This window comes from Paenibacillus jilunlii, from assembly GCF_900102965.1.
Lineage (GTDB): Bacteria > Bacillota > Bacilli > Paenibacillales > Paenibacillaceae > Paenibacillus_AQ > Paenibacillus_AQ jilunlii.
Genome location: NZ_FNGM01000018.1, coordinates 65,561 through 87,086, shown reverse-complemented (window position 1 = coordinate 87,086; position 21,526 = coordinate 65,561). Strand labels below are relative to the sequence as shown.

Genomic DNA, 21,526 nt, shown 5'->3' with positions numbered 1-21,526 from the left:
CCGGATGTACACTGGAGGTTAGCTTTTGGGAATTTTAGCAGGTCTTATTTTTGTTGTAACGCTGGTATTTGTCATTTGGCAGCCCAAGAATCTATCCATCGGATGGTCTGCCTGCGGCGGGGCGATACTCGCTTTGCTTGCCGGTGTAGTCCGCTTTAGCGATGTTATCGATGTCACCCTGATCGTCTGGAATGCCACATTGGCCTTTGTCGCGATCATTCTGATTTCCTTAATCCTCGATAAAATTGGTTTCTTCGAATGGGCTGCTTTGCATGTGGCCAGAGCCGCACGCGGGAGTGGTACCCGGATGTTCTTCTTCATCACACTTCTTGGGGCAGTGGTGGCCGCGTTTTTTGCCAACGACGGTGCGGCGCTCATCCTAACCCCGATTGTGCTGGCTATGGTCCGTGCGCTGAATTTTGATGAGAAGAAGGTTTTTCCGTTCATCATTGCCGGAGGATTCATTGCGGATACCACTTCATTGCCGCTTGTTGTCAGTAATCTGGTGAATATCGTATCGGCGGATTTTTTCGGGGTGACCTTTATGGAATACGCAGGCCGTATGCTGATACCTACCCTGTTCTCTTTGGGGGCAAGTATTCTGGTGCTGTATCTCTTTTTCAGAAAAAGCATCCCGAGGACCTTTGACAGCTCACCGCTGAAAAAACCGGAAGAGGCTCTTAAAGATAAGCAGATGTTCAAGCTATCCTGGATTGTGCTTGCGGTTCTGCTGGCCGGATATTTCGTCAGTGAATTCCTGGACATTCCGGTGTCGGCCGTGGCCGGGGTTGTCGCAATCTTTTTTCTGCTGATGGCTAGAAGAAGCCCTAATGTGCTTGCTATGGAAATAGTGAGGGGTGCGCCATGGGCGATTGTGTTCTTTTCCATTGGCATGTATGTTGTCGTGTATGGTCTGCGGAATGCAGGTCTGACGGACGTCCTTGCCGATGTGATTCAGGCTGTAGCCGATCATGGGCTGTTTGCTGCGAGTGTGGGGATGGGCTTTATTGCCGCTGTTATCTCTTCAGTAATGAACAATATGCCAACCGTGATGATCGATGCGCTGGCGATCGATGCAACGCATACCTCTGGACTGATCAAGGAAGCTCTAATCTATGCGAATGTGATCGGCTCTGATCTGGGACCGAAGATTACACCGATCGGTTCACTGGCAACGCTGCTGTGGCTGCATGTGCTGTCAACAAAAGGGGTGAAAATATCCTGGGGAACCTATTTCAAAACAGGCATTATTCTGACCATTCCCACACTGTTCATCACGCTGCTTGGCCTCTATATAACTTTGATCCTATTTTAAACTCAAAGGAGATTGCAACTTATGGACAAGAAAATCATTTACTTTTTGTGTACAGGGAACTCCTGCCGAAGCCAGATGGCCGAAGGCTGGGCCAAGAAATACTTGAGCGAGGAATGGAAGGTGTACAGCGCAGGAATAGAGGCCCATGGTCTGAATCCAAAAGCCGTACAAGCTATGAATGAAGTGGGCATTGATATCTCGGGTCAAACCTCGGATATTATTGATCCGAAGCTTCTTAACAACGCAGACCTCGTGATTACATTATGCGGAGATGCTGCTGATAAATGCCCGGTTACACCACCACAGGTGAGACGGGAGCACTGGGGATTCGATGATCCGGCGAAAGCGCAGGGAACGGATGAAGAGAAGTGGGCGGTCTTCCAGCGGGTACGCGACCAAGTGGGCGAGCGCATTAAGCGGTTTGCGGATACCGGCGAATAACCGGGTGAAGGACTGACTATAAGTGGCGGAAACCAACTGCTGTCAGAGAATAGGAGAGAACGATAATGGCGAATTATCACGAACACAAGACGCAGGTGAGCAATGCTAAGTGGAAAAAGGGAACTTAATTGGGTCATATTACCTTGTCAGGGGCGAAATGAGCTGAATTAGTTACCCTTTTTCCACTTAGAATTGCCGAAGGATGGATAAAGGGTTCTCCAGGCATAGCCAAACTAAAAATTGATTCAGTCAAGGATGGCGTAGCCGTTTCCACTTGTTTGGGTTTACAAAGGTATGAAAGGCCTTTACTATCTTCTTATAAATTGAGGTAGACCCCACTACCCAGATGAAGATGAAGGGAATGGATCAAATTTGGTAAAAAGAAGCTTTCTGATACTGTATGGACTTGGGGGCAGCGGACCAGATCATTGGCAGACCTGGCTGTCTCAGGAACTGCTGGAACGGGGTGAAACGGTATATTATCCGGAGTTCCCCGGGAAGGATCAGCCGCAAAGACAAGACTGGATGGAGACGCTTGAGCAGGTGACTGCGGACATTCCTGAAGAAGAGGAAGTTACCGTGATTGCCCATAGTCTGGCCTGTATCCTATGGTTCCATTACGCATGCTCGGCTCCCCGCCGGACTATGAAGCAGGCCATTCTGGTATCTCCTGTATCTCCAGCGACAGATTTCGCAGAGGTGGCAAGCTTTTTTCCGATTCCCGTAAATCTGGAGGAAGTGGTAAGCGGCGCAGAGCGCACGGTGTTCGTTCATTCCTCGGCAGATCCCTTTTGCCCAGTAGAAGATGCGGTGCCATATATGAAACTGGGCTTGCCCAATCTTATCCTCCCGAACAGCGGCCATATCAACGTGGAATCCGGTCATGGTCCTTGGCCTATGATGCTGGAGCTGTGTCTTCGCAATTCAGTCATTTTACCGTAACCTATATAACAAGGGATGCTGCACCGCCACAGGTAAACCTTATGGCGATGCAGCATCCCTTGTTTTCTACGGTCTGGTTTATTTCTTACAATGCGCCCTTCGCAAGCTCCCGGCGCACAATCGGGGCAACCTTGGTGCCCAGCAGCTCGATGGCACGCAGGACCTCGCGGTGCGGCATGGTGCCGACATTCACATGCAGGAAGAAGCGGGTAACACCCAGATTCTTGCGCAGCAGCAGAATCTTCTCGGCGACATATTCGGCATCGCCTACATACAGGGCGCCCCGCAGACTGCGGGCCTCGTCATAGGTTGCCCGGTTGTAAGCTTGTCCCCAGCCCCGTTCGCGCCCGATCACATTCATCTGGGCCATGGTCGACGGATAGAACAAAGCAGCCGCCTGTTCAGTGGTTTCACCGACAAAGCCATGCGAGTGTGTGGCGATCTGAAGCTTGTCGGGGTTATGCCCGGCTTTGGCGGCAGCGTCCTTGTAGAGCTGGACCAGCGGGGCGAAGCGCTCCGGCATACCGCCGATAATAGCAAAGGCGATGGGGAGGCCGAGCATGCCTGCCCGGATCGCAGATTCGGGATTGCCGCCGCTGGCGATCCATACCGGCAGCGGGTCCTGGACAGCGCGGGGATAGACCGGGAGATTATTAATAGCCGGGCGATGTCCTCCGGGCCAGGTAACCTTTTCCGAGGCTCTAATCTTCAGCAGCAGCTCCAGCTTCTCTTCGAACAATTCGTCATAATCATCCAGGCTGTAGCCGAAGAGCGGGAAGGATTCGATAAAGGAGCCCCGGCCCGCCATAATTTCTGCCCGGCCGCCCGAGAGGCCGTCCAGCGTAGAGAAGGCTTGGTAGACGCGTACCGGATCATCCGAGGACAAAACAGTAACAGCACTGGTAAGCCGGATCTTCTTCGTCATAGCTGCCGCGGCAGCAAGCACAACAGCAGGTGCGCTGCCGGCGTAATCCGCACGGTGATGTTCCCCGATTCCATATACGTCAAGGCCCACCTGATCGGCGAGTACAATTTCTTCTACCGCTTCACGCAGTCTTTCGGCGTGGCTGATGACCTCGCCGGTCACCGGGTCCGGGGTAGTCTCCAAAAATGTGCTGATGCCTATTTCCATACTGTTTTCCATTTCGGCCATCTCTATCCGCCTCCTTTTTTCGTATCTTTATCTTACTATACTTTTTAATGTTTCTCAACTTTAGTAAGTGGAATTACATCATAAAAAATACCCGCCACCCATTAAGTATGGGCAGCAGGCGGATGCAATAGTGCTGTGTTAGGATTTTTTTTTGCCAACGGCAAGCTGTACGATCATGATGACAAGAACGAGCAAGGCAATGAGCTGGTCTGTACTCATAGGGGTCCGGCCTCCAATCCTTAAGTATAGGATGGCTCTTCGGACCGCATCCCCTCTCCCAAGGAGCTGCTTCGTTCCCCTAATACAGACTATGAGGGGGTGGCCGCAGTTATTACTTCATACCCTGAATAGTTATGCTGCTGAATTTTTTCCCGGGGATCTATGACAAGCCTTCCCTCAATCCTTACGCTCGGGGCCGGCATATTCCGGCTAAGTAACCACAGGCCATTTGACCTTGCGCAGCGCATCCATCAGCTCCGGCCCCACGTTCAGGTTGCTGCTGACGAGCTCCTCAGGCGTGAGCGCCATCCACTGGTTCAGTGAAACGTCGGCAAAGCGGCCGCTTTTGAACATTTCCAGGAACCACAGGGTTTCCGTGCCGGTATTCTGGATATAATGTCCGAAGGCAAAAGGGACATATCCGACATCTCCGGCCCTGTAATTGAAGGTGCGGGCTGCACCGCTGCCGCCAAAGACCGTCATGCGGCCTTCTCCGGCCAGATAATATTGCCACTCATCGTTATTCGGATGCCAGTGCAGCTCGCGCATCGCCCCCGGTTCTATCTCGACGAGTGCTGCGGCTATCGTTCTGGAGATGGGAAAATTCGAGCTGTCAACGATTCGCACGCTTCCCCCCGGCGTTTTCAGCGGAGGCTGGGCCAGCAGCCGGTGCTTGAAGCTCAGCGGAATTTCACCGAAGGGAGATTGTACCTTTTGACTCTGCAGAGAGCCGGGGACCTGGTCCTGGTAGATGTAGACCTGATCCTTCGGGAGGTAGTCAAAGGCTGAAGGCGGCACCCCGAAATTGGCCGACAGCACCTCCTTCGGCGTATGGGCGAACCAGTCGGAGAGGGACAGGGTATTGAGATCGGAGAATGTGCCGTCATCAAAAACAAGCAGAAATTCGCAGCCCTCCGCGAGCCCTTGAATAGAATGGGGGATACCCGGAGGGAAATACCACAGATCACCCGGGCCGATATCGGCAATAAAGTTCCGGCCGTTCTGATCCACCGCTGTAATCCGTGCGCTTCCAAGCAGCATATAGGACCATTCGGCCTGCTGATGCCAGTGCAGCTCCCGCACGCCGCCTGGAGTCAGGCTCATATTAACTGCCGCGAGTGTGGTGGCAACGGGCAATTCTCTAACCGTTACCTCTCTGGACCAGCCGCCGTGATTGAGCTGCATATGGGCGTCGGAGAAAGAGAATTTCAGATTGGGAATGAGTCCATTGTCGGTAACCGGAGGGATGAACATATCCGGGTTCTCCCGGTCCCGCATCACATCGCGGGGGCCAAGGTCTACGTTGCCTGCGCCGTCACTGCGGATCGGCTGGGGGATGCCTGCTTTTTTGGCTGAACCATGTTCCGGGGATTCCATGGGTCTGGCTCCTTTCCTGATCGCAATTGCTCATTAGAGAATATATGCCGGAAGGCCGTATGAAGATGCCCGCAATTGCAAATCAGTAATTGACAGAGACCGCCCGAAGAGGGATTCTTAATAATGGAGTACTAAGAGAAGCATTAACCAGAAGATTATAGAGAGCAGGGTATACACATATGACAGACAGCGGATCAATACGCTACCGCTTCAGCGAAGCCCCGATCTGGGAGCTGCAGCGCAAATATTATGAAGAGCTGGGGATGCAGGCCTGGAAAAACGACCAGGTTCCGCAGTATATTACGAGCAATCCGATGATCGGGACGGGCTATGCGGAGATGATCTTCGGGTTTTTGCAGGACCGGGCGGGGATGGGATACACCACAGAGCCGGTCATTATTCTGGAGCTGGGTGCAGGTGCCGGACGCCTCGCGTTCCATGTGCTGCAGAAGCTGTCTGAATTAATGGATTATGCAGGGCTGCCGCTGCCTCCGTTTACCTATGTCATGAGCGATCTTCCGTGGAAAAATATCACCGGCTGGCAGCAGCATCCCGGCCTGATCCCTTTTGTGGAGCAGGGCATCCTCGATTTTGCGCGTTTCGATGCCGTTGCGGATACCGCGCTGCATCTGACCGAGAGCGGAAAGGTGATTACACCGGGGACGCTGGCACAGCCGCTGATGGTGATCGCCAACTACTTTTTTGACAGTATCCCGCAGGAGCTGCTCTATGTGGATGAAGGCAAAATATATGAATGCGAGGTATCGCTGCAATACCCGGAGCAATCAGACACGATGGGGCCCTCCGAGGTGCTGAGGGATCTGATTCCCGAGTATCACTACCGCCGGGCAGAAGGCTATGAAGAGAAGTCTTACCCGTACCGTGAAGTAATCGCGTACTATCAGGACAAGCTTGAGGATTCGCATGTGCTCTTTCCGGCGGCAGCGCTGGAATGTATGGAGCGGCTGAGTGCGCTGTCCGGGGCGGGCTTCCTGCTGCTGACCGCCGATAAGGGTGACCACCGGCTGGAGAACTGGGAATTTGCTGAGCCTCCGAAGCTGATCCATCATGGCAGCATCTCACTTACAGCGAACTATCATGCGCTGGTGTGCTATTTTGAACAAAAAGGCGCATTGGCTTCATTCACCGAACATCATTACAAGAACCTGAACGTGGGCTGCATCTTTATGCTGGAAGAGCCGCTGCGCCATGTCCAGGCCCGCCTGGCCTACCGCAGGTTCATCGAACGTTTCGGACCGGATGATTTCTTCAGTCTGAAGCTCTGGATCGACCAGAACTATGACACCATCGGGCTGCAGCAGATTCTGGGCTTCTGGCGCCTGGGCGGCTATGATGCCGAGCTGTTCATCCAGAGTGCCGAGCGGATTTCCAGCCTGCTGGAAGAGGCCAGCGACGAGGAGATTCTCGATTTGAAGCTGGGGATCGACCGGATGTGGACAGGCTTTTATCCGATGCCGCAAAAATATGATCTCGCCCTGGACAGCGGACTGCTGCTGTTCGAGATGGGACTGTACGAAGACTCGCGGCAGTTTCTGACGCAATCGCTGCAGGAGACGGAGGATGAGCCGGTCGTCACGGTGCTCTATTGCCTGGCTATCTGCAGCTATGAACTGGAGGATCTGGAAGCTGCGCTGGAGTATACCCGGCAGGCGCTGGTGCTGGAGCCGGAGCATGAGGAAGCGCTGGACCTGCTGGCGGCGCTCAGCGGAGACTGATGCCGTCTTTACATCAGCCCTGTTTTTTTGTAAAGTTATTGAAACGCGATGATGAGAAGAGTAGATATATCCATTCTTTTACAGAGAGCCCCGGATGCTGAAAAGGGGCAAAGAAAGGTGTATTGAACCAAGCCTCTGAGCGGTGTACCGGAACTAAGCAGAGGCTGGGGATGGTGCGACAGGAGCTCCTGTTACAGAGCCAGAGTATAAGCATTGCCTGAAGGGAATGCCGTACTTAATGAGATTAATATGGCGACATATTAATAAACCTGGGGTGGTACCGCGAGAATCTCGTCCCCAAGACCATACGTCTTGGAGGTGGGGTTCTTTTTTGCATGGGGCAAAGCTTGTTTAGGGCGGTTTATCACATACAGGAGGGTTCACACATGAGCAGCGATAACGCAATGGATACTGCGGCAGCGGAAAACTATATGGATAAGCTAATCAAGGAGGATATAGAGTCCGGCATCTACAGCAGAGAGATCTGCACCCGGTTTCCGCCGGAACCGAACGGGTATCTGCACATCGGCAGCGCGTTTGCGATTCATACGAATTACGGGATTGCACAAAAGTATGGCGGCACCTTTCATCTGCGCTTCGACGATACGAATCCGCTCAAAGAGGACATGGAATATGTAAAAGCGATCATTCAGGATATCGAATGGCTGGGCTGCAGCCCCGGAGAACATATTTATTACGGCTCGGACTATTCGGAGCAAATCTACAGCAGCGCGCTGGCCTTAATCCGCAAAGGCAAAGCCTATGTCTGCGATTTGCCGCCGGAAGAGGTGACCGCCTACAGAGGCACACTGACGGAACCGGGAAAAAACAGTCCTTACCGTGAACGGTCCGTGGAGGAGAACCTCCGCTTATTCAGCGGAATGAGAGAAGGGGCTTATCCCGCCGGTTCCCGGGTGCTGCGGGCTAAAATCGATATGGCTTCACCGAACATCAACCTGCGTGATCCTGTAATCTACAGAATTATTCACGCGGAGCATTACCGTACAGGGAATGCATGGTGCATTTACCCGATGTATGATTTTGCCCACCCGATCCAGGACGCCATTGAAGGCATTACCCATTCCTTATGCTCGCTTGAGTTCAAGGACCACCGCCCCCTCTATGAGTGGGTGCTGGAGGAACTGGGCATTGAAGAAGCCCCTAGGCAAAGGGAATTCGGACGGGTCAATCTGACAGGGGTGGTTACCAGCAAACGGTATCTCAGAGCACTTGTTGCGGGGAACTACGTGGACGGCTGGGATGATCCCCGGCTTCCCACACTGCGCGGTCTGCGGAGACGGGGATTTACCCCGGAGAGCATCCGCAGTTTTGTCCGGGAGATCGGCATGGTCCGAAACCAAACGATGGTGGATTTCTCCATGCTGGAGCATTGCCTGAGACAGGATCTCAAAGCCACTGTGCCGAGTATAATGGCCGTGCTCGATCCGCTAAAGGTCGTTATTACCAATTACGAGGCGGGGGTGACAGAGTGGCTGACCCTGGCCAATAATAGCGAAAATGCAGAGCTGGGTGTAAGAGAGGTGCCATTCTCAGACACTGTCTACATTGAGCGTGATGATTTCATGGAGGAACCGGCACCGGGTTTCCGCAGGCTGGTTCCGGGCGGTGAAGTCCGGCTGAAGGGGGCTTATATCATCAGATGCAACGAAGTCATCAAGGATGCTGAAACCGGTGCGATCAGCGAGCTGCGCTGCACCTATGATCCTCTGACGAAAAGCGGCGGGGCAAATAGTGGACGCAAAGTCAAAGGCACCCTGCATTGGGTCTCGGCCAGTCATGGCATACCGGCAGAGGTATATCTGTATGAGAAGCTGCTGGAAGACAACGACGGTCCCAAGGCGGAAGGCGAAACCTGGGAGGAGTACATCAATCCGGAGTCCAGGAAGCTGCTGGAACACTGCCTTCTGGAGCCTTTTGCGGCTGGTGCCAAGCCTGAGGATAAATTTCAATTTATGCGCCAGGGCTACTTCTGCGCCGACAACAAGCTGAGCCGGGAAGACCGGCTGGTGTTCAACCGGATTGTTCCGCTGAAGGATACGTGGAAGGGAAGGAAATAAGTACCTATTAATGGGATGAAGATACAGGTACTAGCAGCGGGCGGGAGCCGGGGGTGCCCGGAACCCCGCCCGTTTGTTTTGAACATAATCATATGAAGGAGGCCTCACTTCAGGGGGCTTTTTTACATATGATTAAAGTAGCCTACTCCAGACTATATAGATTGAACTTGAAAACCGAAGGGCAATATCGTTAGTGGAAAAAGTATCACTAATCGAACTGATTCGGCTTATAGAGCATCCCATGTGGGAAAAAGTACCACTAATCCGGTTGAAAGCGGCCATATGGGAGGAATACGCATGAATTAGGTGTACAAAATTCAACTAAAATCTTCTGTAGCCCGGAATTCAGCAAATAGTTTTACTTTTTCCACTTATATAGCTAGCCTCAGCGCACAATGGTTAATAATAGGGTATGGAATGATGCCGTGCATTAGTTTGCAGAAATGCATTTACATTTTTCAAAACGCAGATTATAATAAAACTAAATTAAATGTTGCACCAGGGAAACTTTCGTGTGTATAGACAACTTTTCCGGGCAAGAGGAGGGATTGATAATGATGGAGCAAAATTTGGCAGAAACACCTCCAATGATTCACAGACCTAAAAACAGACTCACCGCACAGGCAGTACTGAACGGGGATGTCAAAGGATTAAAGAGGCTCCTTCCTTTCCTGGGCCCGGCTTTTATCGCTTCTGTAGCCTATCTGGACCCCGGGAATTTCGCTACCAATATTACAGCAGGCTCCAAATATGGTTATTTGCTGCTGTGGGTTATATTTGCCTCGAATCTGATGGCTGTTCTGATTCAATCGCTGTCCGCCAAGCTTGGTATAGCTACCGGCAAGAATCTGCCTGAGGTGGCACGGGAGAAATTCCCGAAGGGCGTATCCATCTTTTTGTGGATTCAGAGTGAGCTGGTGATTATCGCTACCGATCTGGCGGAGTTTATCGGGGCAGCCCTAGGACTGTATCTATTGTTCGGCATTCCGATGCTGCCAGCCGCACTGATCACCGCTGTCGGTTCATTCGCCATTCTGGAGCTGCAGCGGCGCGGGTACCGTACGCTTGAGGCTGGAATCGCCGGAATGGTGCTCATTGTCGTACTGGCCTTTGCGTTCCAGGTCATCATGGCCAAGCCGGATGCCGGGGCAGTCGTCGCCGGGATTTTCACTCCGCAGTTCCAGGGCGTGGACAGCATTCTGCTGGCTGCGGGCATCCTGGGTGCGACGGTAATGCCGCATGCGATATATCTGCATTCTTCGCTGACACAGAGCCGCGTAGTCGGCATCGATGACAAGGAGAAAAAACAGATTTTCAAGCTGGAGTTCATCGATATTCTGATTGCCATGCTGATTGCCGGTGCGGTTAATATGGCGATGGTGGTTGTGTCCGCCGCGTTGTTTTTCAAGAATGGCTTAGTGGTCGAGGATTTGGATATCGCCTTTGAGCAGTTCCGCCATTTGGCCGGACCGGTTACTGCGCTTTCCTTCGGACTGGGTCTCTTGATTGCCGGACTTTCCAGTTCGTCAGTGGGGACGATGGCAGGGGATGTGGTTATGCAGGGCTTCATTAATAAAAGAATCAATCTCTACCTGCGGCGGGCGATTACAATTCTTCCTCCGCTGGCGATCATCGCCTTCGGCATCAATGCCACAAGCGCACTGGTCATGAGCCAGGTGGTGCTCTCGTTCGGGATTGCCTTTGCCTTGATTCCGCTGGTGATCTTTACCAGTGACCGCAAGATCATGAACGGGCTGGTGAACCACCGGATTACTACGGTTCTAGGCTGGATCATCTCCGCACTGGTTGTATCGCTGAATCTGTTCCTGATTGTGGAGATGTTTGTCTGAAAGCTTCCAACCAAGAGGGTAACTGTATTTCATACAATTAATAGTAAATACATTTATCGATTCTAAGGGAATAGATTGTTAGGATTAGGAAAAAGCCCGCCCCCGGCATCTGTCAGGTTATACCTGAACGGATGACCGGAGGCGGGCTTTTTTGAAATATAAGAAAGGTCTCTCTGAAACGCAGCATGGTTTGTTTGCGTTGAAGACTAGGCTCTGCTGTACGGGGGCGAGGTTACTGCTTCACGATATCCTGTACGGATTTGTCGAGCTTCTCCAGAAGCTGATCGTGATTCAATTGGCCGCCCAGATATTCCTGCATAGCTGCACCGAAGCCTTGAGTCACCCCGTCAGGGAACATATCCCAGTTCCAGCCGAGTGCTTTGGCGGATTGTTCCTGCACAGCAACGGCAACCTGGCCGATATCCGCTGCATCCGTTTTAACGTTGGTTTCAGCAGGGATGAATTTGAATTCCTTGGTCAGATATTTTTGGCCGGTTTCTGAACTCACGAGCCAGTTGAGGAACGCTTTGGCTTCTTCCGGATGTGCCGATTTGCTGTTCACAATATAGTTGTTAGGCACACCTACGAGAATGGTTCCTTCTTCGTCGCTGATTGGAAGCGGGAGGAGGCCGAGGTTCAGGTCCGGATCAATTTTGTCGATATCCCCTTGCGTCCAGTTGCCCTGCATCATCATGGCCGCTTTGCCGGATGCGAAGTCTGCAATCTGGGTAGCATAGTCTGTAGTCATTTTATTATCCTGTGCATTGTCAAAAATTACATCCACCAGGTCAAGCCATTGCTTGAACACAGCATTGCCTTTAAAGGTTTGGGTACCGGCTTTGAGCTCCTCGATGAATTTCTTCGGGTCCGGCTGATGAGCCAGGCCTACGTTAACCAGGTGCATCCCCATGGACCACCACTCATTGGTAGCTTCAAACGGCGTGATGTCTGCGGCTTTCAGCTTGGCTACCGCGTCTTTGAGCTGTGAAAGTGTTTTGGGTTCTTCCGTGATTCCTGCTTTGGTGAACAGGTCCTTGTTATAGATGAGTCCGTAGCCTTCAACGTTCATCGGCATTCCGTACAGCTTGCCATCGACGGTAGCCGGCGCTTTGGCGGTTGGAATCAGATTGGCCACCCAAGGCTCGTTCGACAAATCGGTGGCACGGTCCATATAAGGAACCAGAGCTGTGTAACCGCCATTGTTGAAAATTTCCGGTTCAGAGCCGGAAGCAAGCTCTGCTTTGAGCAGCGCGCCATAATCTTCACCGCCGCCATGTGTTTCCACTTCAACTTTCACACCGGTTTCTTTCTCATATTCTTCGGCCAGTGTGTTTAACTGCTCGGCAATTTCGACCTTGAACTGGAACATTTTGATCGTTACATCCTTGGCCGGATCTTTGGTGGACTCGGGTGCAGCTGTCTCTGTTTCTGATTTGACAGCGTTTCCACCGTTTGCGGAATTATTATTGCCGCCATTGCCGCAACCTGCGATAATAAGTGTGCAAACGGTTGCGATAACAAATGCGAACTTTCTTTTCATAGTATAACCTCCCTGGTCTAGTGGTCCTACAACCTGATCGTAATGCAAATTTGAATTAGCTTACACTTAATATTTTGCTCAAAAAAGTGGATATTATTGCAGAGGGTCTAACCCTTAATGGAGCCTGCGGTGACACCTTCAACAATATAACGCTGCAGAGACAGGAAGAACAAGAGAATCGGCGTAATCGCCATGACCAGTCCGGCGAGAGCAAGGTCCCATTTCTTGGTGTACTGGCCGAAGAACTTGGTAACAGCCACCGGCAGTGTGGTCAGGTCCTTATTGCCTCCAATGACAAGCACCGGCAGCAGGTAGTCATTCCAGATCCACAGGGTGTTCAGAATAATGACGGTAACAATGATCGGCATCAGCAGCGGGAAGACGATTTTGAAGAAAACGCCATAGGGGCTTGAGCCGTCAACACGTGCAGCTTCCTCCAGCTCTATGGGCACACTTTTGATGAAGCCATGGAACAGGAACACGGACAGCGGCATTCCGAAGCCGAGATAGCAGGCCACAATGCCGTACAGCTCACCGCGCAGCTCCAGCATGCTGGTCACCCGGACCAATTGCAGCATCAGAGACTGGAACGGAATGATCATCGCCGATACAAGCAGCAGGAACACAAAGGAATTGAAGCGTGACGGTTTTCTGACAATCTGGTAGGCAGCCATGGAGCTGAACATCACGATGAAGATTACACTTAGAACTGTGATTTGCAGGGAGTTCCAGAACGCCTGGGGAAAATTGATCGCATCCCATACTTTGGAGTAATTATCCCAGTGAAACACCTGCGGGAACGATGCCGCATCAATCAGGATTTCCTTCAGCCGCTTAACCGAGTTGCTCAGCACCAGGTAGAACGGAGACAGGAACACCAGGGCCAGAAGAATGGCGAATATCTCAAGGATGAAATTGTTCAGACGATATCTGCTAGTCTGCATTATGCGGACACCTCTTTCCGTTTGGTGAGCCAGACCTGTGTGACGGTGATCAGCGAGACGGCGAAGAAGAAGAGCAGCGCTTTGGCGGTGCCGAGGCCGTAACGGTTGTTGATCAGTGCTTCCGCATAGATGTTGTAGGCAAGCGACTGGGTTGAGGTTCCCGGTCCGCCTTTGGTCAGCGACAGGTTGAGATCGAACATTTTGAAGGCATTGGAAGTGGTCAGGAACAGGCAGATGGTGATGGATGGCATGATTAGCGGGACATAGACACTCTTGAACAACTGCGGAGCGCGTGCCCCGTCGATCTTAGCCGCTTCAATCAGATCCTTCGGAATTCCGGCCAATCCGGCGATGTAGATGACCATCATATACCCGGCTGTCTGCCAGACGAACACGATCACGAGGCCCCAGAAGCCGGTGCCCGCTGTACCCAGCCAAGGCAGCTGGAAGAAGGAAATACCGGTCATCTCACCGATGGTAGCGAAACCTTTGGTGAAGATAAACTGCCAGATGTAACCGAGCAGAATGCCGCCAATTACATTGGGCATGAAGAAGATTGTGCGCAGCACCTTTTTGGTTTTCAGCGCCGTCATCAGCAGGAATGCAAGCAGCAGTGCCAAGACATTGGCTGCAATAACGGATACTACTGTGAAGCGTAAAGTAAAGAAGAGGGAATCCCAAAACTTGTCATCATTCATAAAAATCCGTTTCCAGTTGTCCGCACCAGTCCAGACCGCTTTGTCCAAATCCAGTCCGTTCCAGTTGGTGGAGGAGTAGTAAAAGCCGAGAATGAAGGGTGTGACCACAATGGTCAGGAAGAAGAGCAGGGCGGGCCAGAGGAAAATAATTTGCTGTCCCCAGCCTCGTTGCAGACGCAGAGCTTTTCTCATATGGAGTCTCCTTTTTGTATAGTTAATCTTCGGGTTCACATCTTCATTATAGGAACCGGCAAGTATGACTAACACTCAATTTGATGATGATAAAAGTGGATTATATTGCAGGGATGCTTGCGCAGCGGACATTCGGCACAGTAGTATACGGGAAGAAGCAACCTTCCGCCAACCCTACAGGAGGACAAAGCATGTTCAAAAACAGCATACGGACCCGGCTGATGGCGCTTGTGCTGCTGGCCTCTGTGATTCCATCAGCGATTTCAGTTACGTTCTCTTATCTCTATACTAAGGAATCGGTCACGGAGCAGTCCGTGAAGCAGAATACGAAGCTGCTGACGCTCGGGGAAGCCAAACTGAGCAGCTACTTCAGCGGTATGAATCAGCGGGCAATGTCGCTGTACAGCGGAATCAATGTGCCCAGCTCTTTTTATACCACTCTGCTCACCTCCAAAAGCTTGCAGGATGTTCCGCCCGGCTCCGCAGTCCCGGATAACCGGGCTGTGATCTCCACCCAGCTTTCCAACCTGTTTCTCTCGGACCGGAACACTTTTCAGATCCATCTGTATGTGCGGGCAGCACAGCAGTCCAATCTGCTGCGGGGAGGGTATTTCCGCCGGGAGGCCAACACCCGCTATGCTTTGGATGAGCACCTTGAAGGGACGTACCGCCCCTACATCGAGGTCACCCATATAGAACATCAGTATGGGATAAGGTCCGGTTTTCCTAATTTGAAGCCGGGGATTGAACCGGTATTTACGGCCCATTTTCCAATTTACAAAACCCCAAGTTCCGACGTTCTGGCCGACCTGTCGATTGACTATCGCCTTGCGGAGCTGGAGGGGATCGTCAAATCCATGTACAATTCCGATACGGAACGCCTTTATGTGCTTAATGATCAGGGGCAAGCGCTGTTTGCCTCTGATCCCGATTGGATCGCCAAGCCGGTCAAGGCGGGCTGGAGCCAGCTTCCCGGGAACAGCGGCAGCGGTCATTTTACCTGGAAAAAGGACGGATTCAAGGGGATTGTCATGTACCGGCATATTGAGGACCCGTTGTTCAAAGGCAGCATTATCAAGCTCGTTCCCTATGAAGATCTGTACGAGGATGCCCGGGTCATCACCCGGTTCAATACCGGTATTGGTATATTGTTTCTGCTTGTGGGCGGAATCAGCGCAGTGCTCATCTCTATTGGCTTCACCAGACCGATCAAGAAGCTGATCTCCTTCACCCAGAAGGTGCAGATCGGACAGTTGGACGCGCATATGGATGTCGAACGGGAGGATGAGTTCGGCCTGCTGACGCGCAAGATCACGGGGATGACCCGGACGATCAACGATTTGATCCTCAATGAGTACAAGCTGGAACTGGCGAACAAAACCAACCAGCTGAAGGCGCTGCAGGCACAGGTCAATCCGCATTTCCTGTATAATGCCCTGCAGTCCATCGCCAGCTTGTCCCTGCGGTTCAATGCGCCTAAGGTGTATGATCTCATCTATTCCCTTGGCAGCATGATGCGATATTCAATGAATACTGAACGCACACAGGTTCCGCTCCGCGATGAAATCGAGCATGTGCAGAACTATGTCATCCTGCAGACGGAGCGGTTCGGCGAAGAGAATCTGCGCCTTGATGTCGATGCGGAGGAGGAGGCGCTGGATGTGGAGGTGCCCAAAATGATTCTGCAGCCTATCGTGGAAAATATCTTCAAGCACGGCTTCGCGGACGGCATCCAGGGCGGGGTCATCTCCATCAGGTGTGCGCTGGATGGCCAAGGCCGGTTAATGCTTGCCGTTAAGGATAACGGCAAAGGAATTGAGCCGGAACGGCTGGAAGCCATCCTGGCCGGACTGACAGAGAGCGGCAGAACGGAGCGTGAAGAGATCGGGCTGTACAATGTGCTTGCCCGTCTCCGCCTGCAGATGAGCAGCGAGGCGCAGATGTTCTTGAGCGACAATGGGGACAGCGGAGTAACTGTTACACTCCTTATTCCGCTGGACAGCATATAAATTACTTACAGAAAGGGGGGGGCGGGCAATGAAGGTGCTGATAGTAGATGATGAGAAGCATGTGCGGGAAGCCATCCGCTATTTTGTTCCGTGGGAGAAGCATCATATTACAGATATCTATGAGGCGTCGAACGGGCAGGAAGCGATGCGGATCATGCAGGAGCAGCAGCCTGCGATTGTCTTTACGGATATGCGGATGCCGCTCATGGATGGAGCAGAGCTGCTGGAGTGGCTGCACAGCCATTATCCGCATACGAAGACCATCGTGATCAGCGGCTATCAGGACTTCAACTATGTGAAGCCGGCGATTGTCTACGGCGGAACGGATTATTTGCTGAAGCCGTTGAACAGCAAGCAGCTGATTGCCGCCGCTGAGCATGCCTTCAAGCTGTGGCTTGAGGAGGAACAGGAGCGGCACCAGGCGCACCGCCAGAATATGCAGCTGAATGTGCTGCGGCCGCTCTACTGGGATAAGATTCTTTCAGATCTGGTAGCGGGACAGGCTTCTTTTCAGGAGGTAAGAAATTCGCTGTGCGAAGAGTTGGGCATGCCGCTATTTGTGGCTGAATGCAGAGTTGCACTCATCTCACTCCAGGGGGCGGACTGCCGGCTGCTGCAGAGATTTCAGGGCGATGTGGGCTTGACCTCATTCGTGCTGGCGAATGTCTGCAACGAGGTGCTGGCACCGATGCAGAACGGTTTCGCCTTCCGCAGCTGGCAGGGCGGAGCAGATATTGTTCTTCTGCTATGGAGCGCTGTTGCTGAGGCGGAAGAAGAGATGCACCGTATTAACGAGTCCATTAGACAGACCTACGGTGTGCAGATGGATATCGGCCTCAGCCTTCCGGTTGCATTTCCGGAAGGGCTGCAAACGGCTTTCCGCCAGGCGCGGCAGAGTCTGAACGAGCGGAATCTGCTGCAGCGGGAAGGACGGATTCATCTGTTCCGGGAGCAGTCCGGATCGGGTGGTCCTGAAGAGAACTACGCATATGAAGTGCAGTTGGACAAGCTGAGAATTGCTGTCCTCTCCGGTGACCTGGACAAGATGGAGCGGGTCGTGGATGAGTGGTCAGATCAGTTGGCCGGCCTTCCGCTGCTTACGGGGAGCCAGTTCCAGCAGCTTCAGGCGGAGATATCGGAAGTCCTCCGCCGCTTGCGGCCGGACGGGGAGATTTCGCTTGAGCCTTGCTATGACAGCGAGGGGCTGTTTTCTGTGGAGAATTGGCGGAGCCAGCTCAAGGCCTTGCTCCAGCGCTTGTCCGAGGGGAATGCCCAGGCACCGGACAGCCGGCTTGTCGGGGAAATCCGGCAGTATCTCGAGCAGAACTATGCCCAGGATATGACCTTGCAGCATATTGCTGAACGTTTTTTTATCAGCAGGGAGAATGTCTCGCGGAAGTTCAAGCAGATTACAGGGGAGAATCTGTCCGATTATTTGACCGGCCTCCGGGTAGACAAGGCCAAAACCCTGCTGCAGAATACGAATCTGCGGCTGTCGCAAATTTCGGAGCTGGTAGGATATGAGGATGAGAAATATTTCAGCCGTGTATTTAAGAAGTCTACCGGGCAGTCGCCGAGGGAATACCGCAAGCAGGGAGAGAGCCAATAACAATTTTCCAGGTTTAACCCTTTCAGCATTTCCAGCTTTTGACCGATAGTAAAGATAAGGGAAATATTCATTCGGTTGATTCGGGAGGACGGGGTATGGAAAGGTATTTAGGCAAAAGAATAAAACATGATTTGATCAATGCCTACGGGGTTACGGTAATTCCAGCGAACAGCATTCTGAATGCAGAACATTTGGAGCTGATCCGCAAGCAAAAAATCAATATTCTCGACATTATCTTTGCAGGGGAAGAGGGACAAGCGCCTTCCTGCAAGGAGCTGGCATACAACGTGGTGAATGCATCGAAGGATTTATTTGAGTCCTTCCGGATTTCCCGCAAGGTTCCGCTCGCGGATATCCGGAAGGAAGTTGTGCCTGTGGTTCAGGAAATATCCCGTCATTCCGATATTTTTGCGTTATTTGATGCGATTCAGGGCAAGGACGACTATACATACCAGCACAACATCGGGGTAGGGGTATTGTCGACACTGATCGGCAGATGGATGAATATGAGTGAATCGGAGCTGTCGGTGCTGTCACTGGCTGCAACCCTGCATGATATCGGCAAGCTGAAAATCCCTTCCGAGATATTGAACAAACCGGGCAAGCTGACCCCGGATGAATATGAATTAGTCAAGAAGCATACGATTCTGGGCTACGAAATGCTCAAGGAAACCACGGGAGCGAACTCCCATATCACGCTGACGGCACTGCAGCACCATGAACGGAATGACGGCAGGGGGTATCCGCTGGGGCTGAAGGAAGAACAGATCGATGCCTACGCCAAGATCGTCGCCGTCGCCGATATCTTTCATGCGATGTCTTCCAGACGCCCCTATCATGAGCCGGTACCCTTCCATATCATTGTCGATCAGATGAGAAGAGGGAGCTTTGGCGCGCTGGACCCGCATATTGTCTCGGTGTTCCTGGTGAATATTGTGAAGCGGACGGTCGGCCGCGAGGTCATTTTGACCGATGGACGGGTCGGTGAAATCGTCTACCTGAACCCCCACGATATTGAGACCCCTTTGGTTAAAGTCGATGATGAGTATATTGACCTCAGCAAGCTGAATACAATTAAGATTAAAGAGATCAGTATCGAGTAGCAAGCAGGGTATTCAGTCAAAATAATCCGCCAGCCCCTCAGCGATGGCCTTGGCTGCTTTTTTCTGGTATGACGCTGTACGGACGATCGATTCGTCAGTGCGGTTGCTCAGAAAACCAAGCTCCACCAGCGTCGCCGGGAGGCTATTTTCCCGCAGAATATGATAATCCCCGAAAGATAAGCCGTTGGATTTCAGGCCAATGCCCTGCCGGAGCCGGTTCTCGATGGAGCGGGCCAGCCGCAAATCATTATTTTCCGAATAAAAAAAGGTGAGCGTCCCCGATACCTTCTTCGGAGAAGAATTGTAATGTATGCTGACAAAAGCATCCGCCCGGAGCTGCTGCCCGATTTGCACCCGCCGTGACAGAGAGGGCTTCTGGTCCCCTCGCGTACGGGTCAGCTCCACCCTTGCCCCTTTTGCCCGCAGATAATCGCGCACATAAAAAGCCGTCTGCAGTGTCAAATCCTTCTCCATTGTGTCATAGCTTGTGCCTAGCATTCCCGGGTCGCTGCCCCCATGTCCGGGGTCAATGACAATCAGCTTGCCGCGGATGCTTCCGGTACGAGGGCTGCTCCCGCTGCTCCAAGTGCTCCCTGTGCTTGAGCCTCCTCTGGCAATATACTGCCCTGCTACCCAGCCTGTCTCTCCGCTTGCAGTGCGGATTCGCGCCCAATCTCCCTGCCGCAGCAGAATCTTGACGGAATCCCCTTCTTTTAAGGACCCCAGGACTTTATAACCCGTTCCCGGGCCTCCCCTGATCCGCAATGATGAGGCGGTGACCTGTGCGGTTCCGCCGGCACTGCCGGAGGATGGGCTTGAGGTCTTCACGGAAGCTGCCCCAGCTGCGGTGCCTGACGCTGCTTCGGCTGTTCCGCTGGTCCGTTTAAGATAATATCCGGCAACCCAGCCGGAGACCGAACCCGCCCGCACCTTAAGCCAGCCGTGCTGCTCGTCCGTTACGGTGACCAGTGCTCCGCTTTTCAGCGATCCGGTCACCGACGCGCTTGCGGCCGGTTCACTGCGCACATTCAGCGAAGAGGCGTAGACCTTTGCCGTATAAGCTCCGGCGGCATGGGCTGATTCAGGCTGCCAAGGGGTGGATAGCAATAAAGTAGCTGCCAGCATGGCAGTGGATAATGTTTTTTTCATATTATGTAAGATCCTCGTTTCAGAAATAGGTTAAAGGTTTATTACCCGTTCCTGCCGGAGGGAAACAGGAGACTCTTAAAATTTAAAAAGAAAAACAGCCTCTGTTCCAGAATTGCATTCACCTGTATAATTGTTACATATTGGAAGCCGACAAAGGAGTGCCGACGTGACCAGACCAAAACTATTCATTGGATCTTCCAGAGAATCCATTCGTTACGCGCGGGCCATTCACGAGCAGCTGAAGTGGGAGGCCCAGGTGAATCCGTGGTATGCCAATGCCTTCCGGGCAAACGAATACACCATGGAAGCGCTTGAACGTCATCTGGATGAGAGTGATTTTGCCGTATTTGTGTTTTCGGCGGATGATGTAGCCAAGATACGCGGCAAATATTATTATGTGACCCGTGACAATACACAGTTTGAAATGGGGCTGTTCTGGGCGAGGCTGCGGCGGAGCCGCGTCTTCTGCCTGCTCCCGGACCAGGTGCCGGCCCGTAAGGATCTGATTCCCGGCGAGAACATTGAGGAATATCATCTGCTCTCGGATTTATCAGGGCTTACGCCTCTGGAATATGAATGGCAGCATGAGAATCCTGTGGCGGCTGTGGATGTCAGCTGCGGCAAGATCATTGACAGCATTCAGGGGCTGGGCAGCTTCCGCGACCCGCAGAAGGAATTGGAACAGCTGAAGCTTGAACTTAGGCGAAAAGAAAGTATCCTTCACTTCTTCTGGCAATATAATAATAATATGTCTTCTCCAGAAGACCGCGAAAATTACCAGGCGCTGAGCGAAGCAGTCCGCAATTCCTTTCTGCCTCCCATGCACTGCCGGGTGATCGGTGCTGCCATGTGGCAGGCCCGTGACCAGGAAGCCCTGGTGCAGGTGGGCGGAAATGTGGGACGCGGGCATTCCTATCCATTTTCACCGAACGAAGAAAAGGGCTCCCGTCCAGGTGTGCTTGAGGCTTTTCTGACCAAGGAATGGACCTTTTTTCAGCGTACGGAAGTTGCTGAGGTCTATATCCTATGCTATCCTTTAGGTGAGAGGCATGTCCTTTCTGTACATTTTTCCGGAAGCGACGGATTATCTGCGGAGGATCTGACCGAGGTCGTGGCGTACAACCGGGATTTGTTCCGTACCGTCAATCATTTAGTGGGAGGGGACTGACAC

Annotated in this window: 16 protein-coding genes and 1 other annotated feature; of the genes, 10 read left to right on the top strand and 6 right to left on the bottom strand. The window is 52.4% G+C overall.

Annotation, left to right across the window (positions count from 1 at the left end; all coding sequences use genetic code 11):
• Window positions 1-25 precede the first annotated feature (25 nt).
• The 3 genes from BLQ82_RS24635 (at window position 26) to BLQ82_RS24625 (ending at window position 2,698) form a co-directional block, all read left to right on the top strand.
• Window positions 26-1,315: an arsenical efflux pump membrane protein ArsB gene (locus tag BLQ82_RS24635; protein ID WP_062522822.1), complete on the top strand. Its 1,290-nt coding sequence runs from the start codon at window positions 26-28 to the stop codon at window positions 1,313-1,315.
• 21 nt (window positions 1,316-1,336) lie between these two features.
• On the top strand, window positions 1,337-1,756 hold the full coding sequence (arsC, locus tag BLQ82_RS24630; protein ID WP_062522824.1) for an arsenate reductase (thioredoxin): 420 nt from the start codon (window positions 1,337-1,339) through the stop codon (window positions 1,754-1,756).
• 372 nt (window positions 1,757-2,128) lie between these two features.
• Window positions 2,129-2,698, top strand: a complete 570-nt coding sequence (locus BLQ82_RS24625) for an RBBP9/YdeN family alpha/beta hydrolase (RefSeq protein WP_062522826.1) — start codon at window positions 2,129-2,131, stop codon at window positions 2,696-2,698.
• 85 nt (window positions 2,699-2,783) lie between these two features.
• Here BLQ82_RS24625 and BLQ82_RS24620 read toward each other — a convergent pair whose 3' ends face one another.
• The gene (locus BLQ82_RS24620) at window positions 2,784-3,851 is read right to left on the bottom strand and encodes an LLM class flavin-dependent oxidoreductase (protein ID WP_082722633.1); all 1,068 of its coding nucleotides are present in this window, start codon (window positions 3,849-3,851) and stop codon (window positions 2,784-2,786) included.
• Window positions 3,852-4,280: 429 nt separating this feature from the next.
• Complete coding sequence (locus BLQ82_RS24615; protein ID WP_062522828.1) at window positions 4,281-5,447, bottom strand: oxalate decarboxylase family bicupin; 1,167 nt, start codon at window positions 5,445-5,447, stop codon at window positions 4,281-4,283.
• Window positions 5,448-5,626: 179 nt separating this feature from the next.
• On the opposite strand from BLQ82_RS24615, the gene BLQ82_RS24610 reads away from it, so the two are divergent.
• The 3 genes from BLQ82_RS24610 (at window position 5,627) to BLQ82_RS24600 (ending at window position 11,111) form a co-directional block, all read left to right on the top strand.
• Complete coding sequence (locus BLQ82_RS24610; RefSeq protein ID WP_062522830.1) at window positions 5,627-7,183, top strand: tetratricopeptide repeat protein; 1,557 nt, start codon at window positions 5,627-5,629, stop codon at window positions 7,181-7,183.
• A gap of 39 nt (window positions 7,184-7,222) precedes the next feature.
• Window positions 7,223-7,485, top strand: a binding site (T-box leader).
• 84 nt (window positions 7,486-7,569) lie between these two features.
• The gene (locus BLQ82_RS24605; protein WP_062522833.1) at window positions 7,570-9,261 is read left to right on the top strand and encodes a glutamine--tRNA ligase/YqeY domain fusion protein; all 1,692 of its coding nucleotides are present in this window, start codon (window positions 7,570-7,572) and stop codon (window positions 9,259-9,261) included.
• A 587-nt stretch (window positions 9,262-9,848) separates the two neighbouring features.
• Window positions 9,849-11,111 carry an Nramp family divalent metal transporter gene (locus tag BLQ82_RS24600; protein ID WP_143013544.1) on the top strand — a complete coding sequence of 421 codons (1,263 nt, stop codon included), beginning with the start codon at window positions 9,849-9,851 and terminating at the stop codon, window positions 11,109-11,111.
• 232 nt (window positions 11,112-11,343) lie between these two features.
• Here the strand turns inward: BLQ82_RS24600 and BLQ82_RS24595 are convergent, their stop codons facing one another.
• The 3 genes from BLQ82_RS24595 to BLQ82_RS24585 all read right to left on the bottom strand — a co-directional run bounded on the left by BLQ82_RS24595 (window position 11,344) and on the right by BLQ82_RS24585 (window position 14,485).
• Window positions 11,344-12,651 carry an ABC transporter substrate-binding protein gene (locus tag BLQ82_RS24595; RefSeq protein WP_062522835.1) on the bottom strand — a complete coding sequence of 436 codons (1,308 nt, stop codon included), beginning with the start codon at window positions 12,649-12,651 and terminating at the stop codon, window positions 11,344-11,346.
• Window positions 12,652-12,758: 107 nt separating this feature from the next.
• Complete coding sequence (locus BLQ82_RS24590) at window positions 12,759-13,595, bottom strand: carbohydrate ABC transporter permease (protein WP_062522837.1); 837 nt, start codon at window positions 13,593-13,595, stop codon at window positions 12,759-12,761.
• Window positions 13,595-14,485, bottom strand: a complete 891-nt coding sequence (locus BLQ82_RS24585) for a carbohydrate ABC transporter permease (RefSeq protein ID WP_039833347.1) — start codon at window positions 14,483-14,485, stop codon at window positions 13,595-13,597. The genes BLQ82_RS24590 and BLQ82_RS24585 overlap by 1 nt, the downstream gene beginning before the upstream one ends.
• A gap of 191 nt (window positions 14,486-14,676) precedes the next feature.
• Between BLQ82_RS24585 and BLQ82_RS24580 the strand changes: the two genes are divergently transcribed.
• The 3 genes from BLQ82_RS24580 to BLQ82_RS24570 all read left to right on the top strand — a co-directional run bounded on the left by BLQ82_RS24580 (window position 14,677) and on the right by BLQ82_RS24570 (window position 19,206).
• Window positions 14,677-16,494, top strand: a complete 1,818-nt coding sequence (locus BLQ82_RS24580; protein ID WP_062522950.1) for a sensor histidine kinase — start codon at window positions 14,677-14,679, stop codon at window positions 16,492-16,494.
• Window positions 16,495-16,522: 28 nt separating this feature from the next.
• Window positions 16,523-18,103, top strand: coding sequence for a response regulator (locus BLQ82_RS24575; protein WP_062522839.1), 1,581 nt, complete (start codon window positions 16,523-16,525; stop codon window positions 18,101-18,103).
• 95 nt (window positions 18,104-18,198) lie between these two features.
• The gene (locus tag BLQ82_RS24570) at window positions 18,199-19,206 is read left to right on the top strand and encodes an HD-GYP domain-containing protein (RefSeq protein WP_062522841.1); all 1,008 of its coding nucleotides are present in this window, start codon (window positions 18,199-18,201) and stop codon (window positions 19,204-19,206) included.
• A gap of 12 nt (window positions 19,207-19,218) precedes the next feature.
• Here BLQ82_RS24570 and BLQ82_RS24565 read toward each other — a convergent pair whose 3' ends face one another.
• Window positions 19,219-20,355 (bottom strand): N-acetylmuramoyl-L-alanine amidase family protein, encoded by a 1,137-nt coding sequence (locus BLQ82_RS24565; RefSeq protein WP_062522843.1) that lies wholly within the window; start codon window positions 20,353-20,355, stop codon window positions 19,219-19,221.
• Window positions 20,356-20,521: 166 nt separating this feature from the next.
• Here BLQ82_RS24565 and BLQ82_RS24560 point away from each other — a divergent pair, with 166 nt between their 5' ends.
• Window positions 20,522-21,523 carry a TIR domain-containing protein gene (locus BLQ82_RS24560; protein ID WP_062522845.1) on the top strand — a complete coding sequence of 334 codons (1,002 nt, stop codon included), beginning with the start codon at window positions 20,522-20,524 and terminating at the stop codon, window positions 21,521-21,523.
• The last annotated feature ends 3 nt before the right edge of the window (window positions 21,524-21,526 follow it).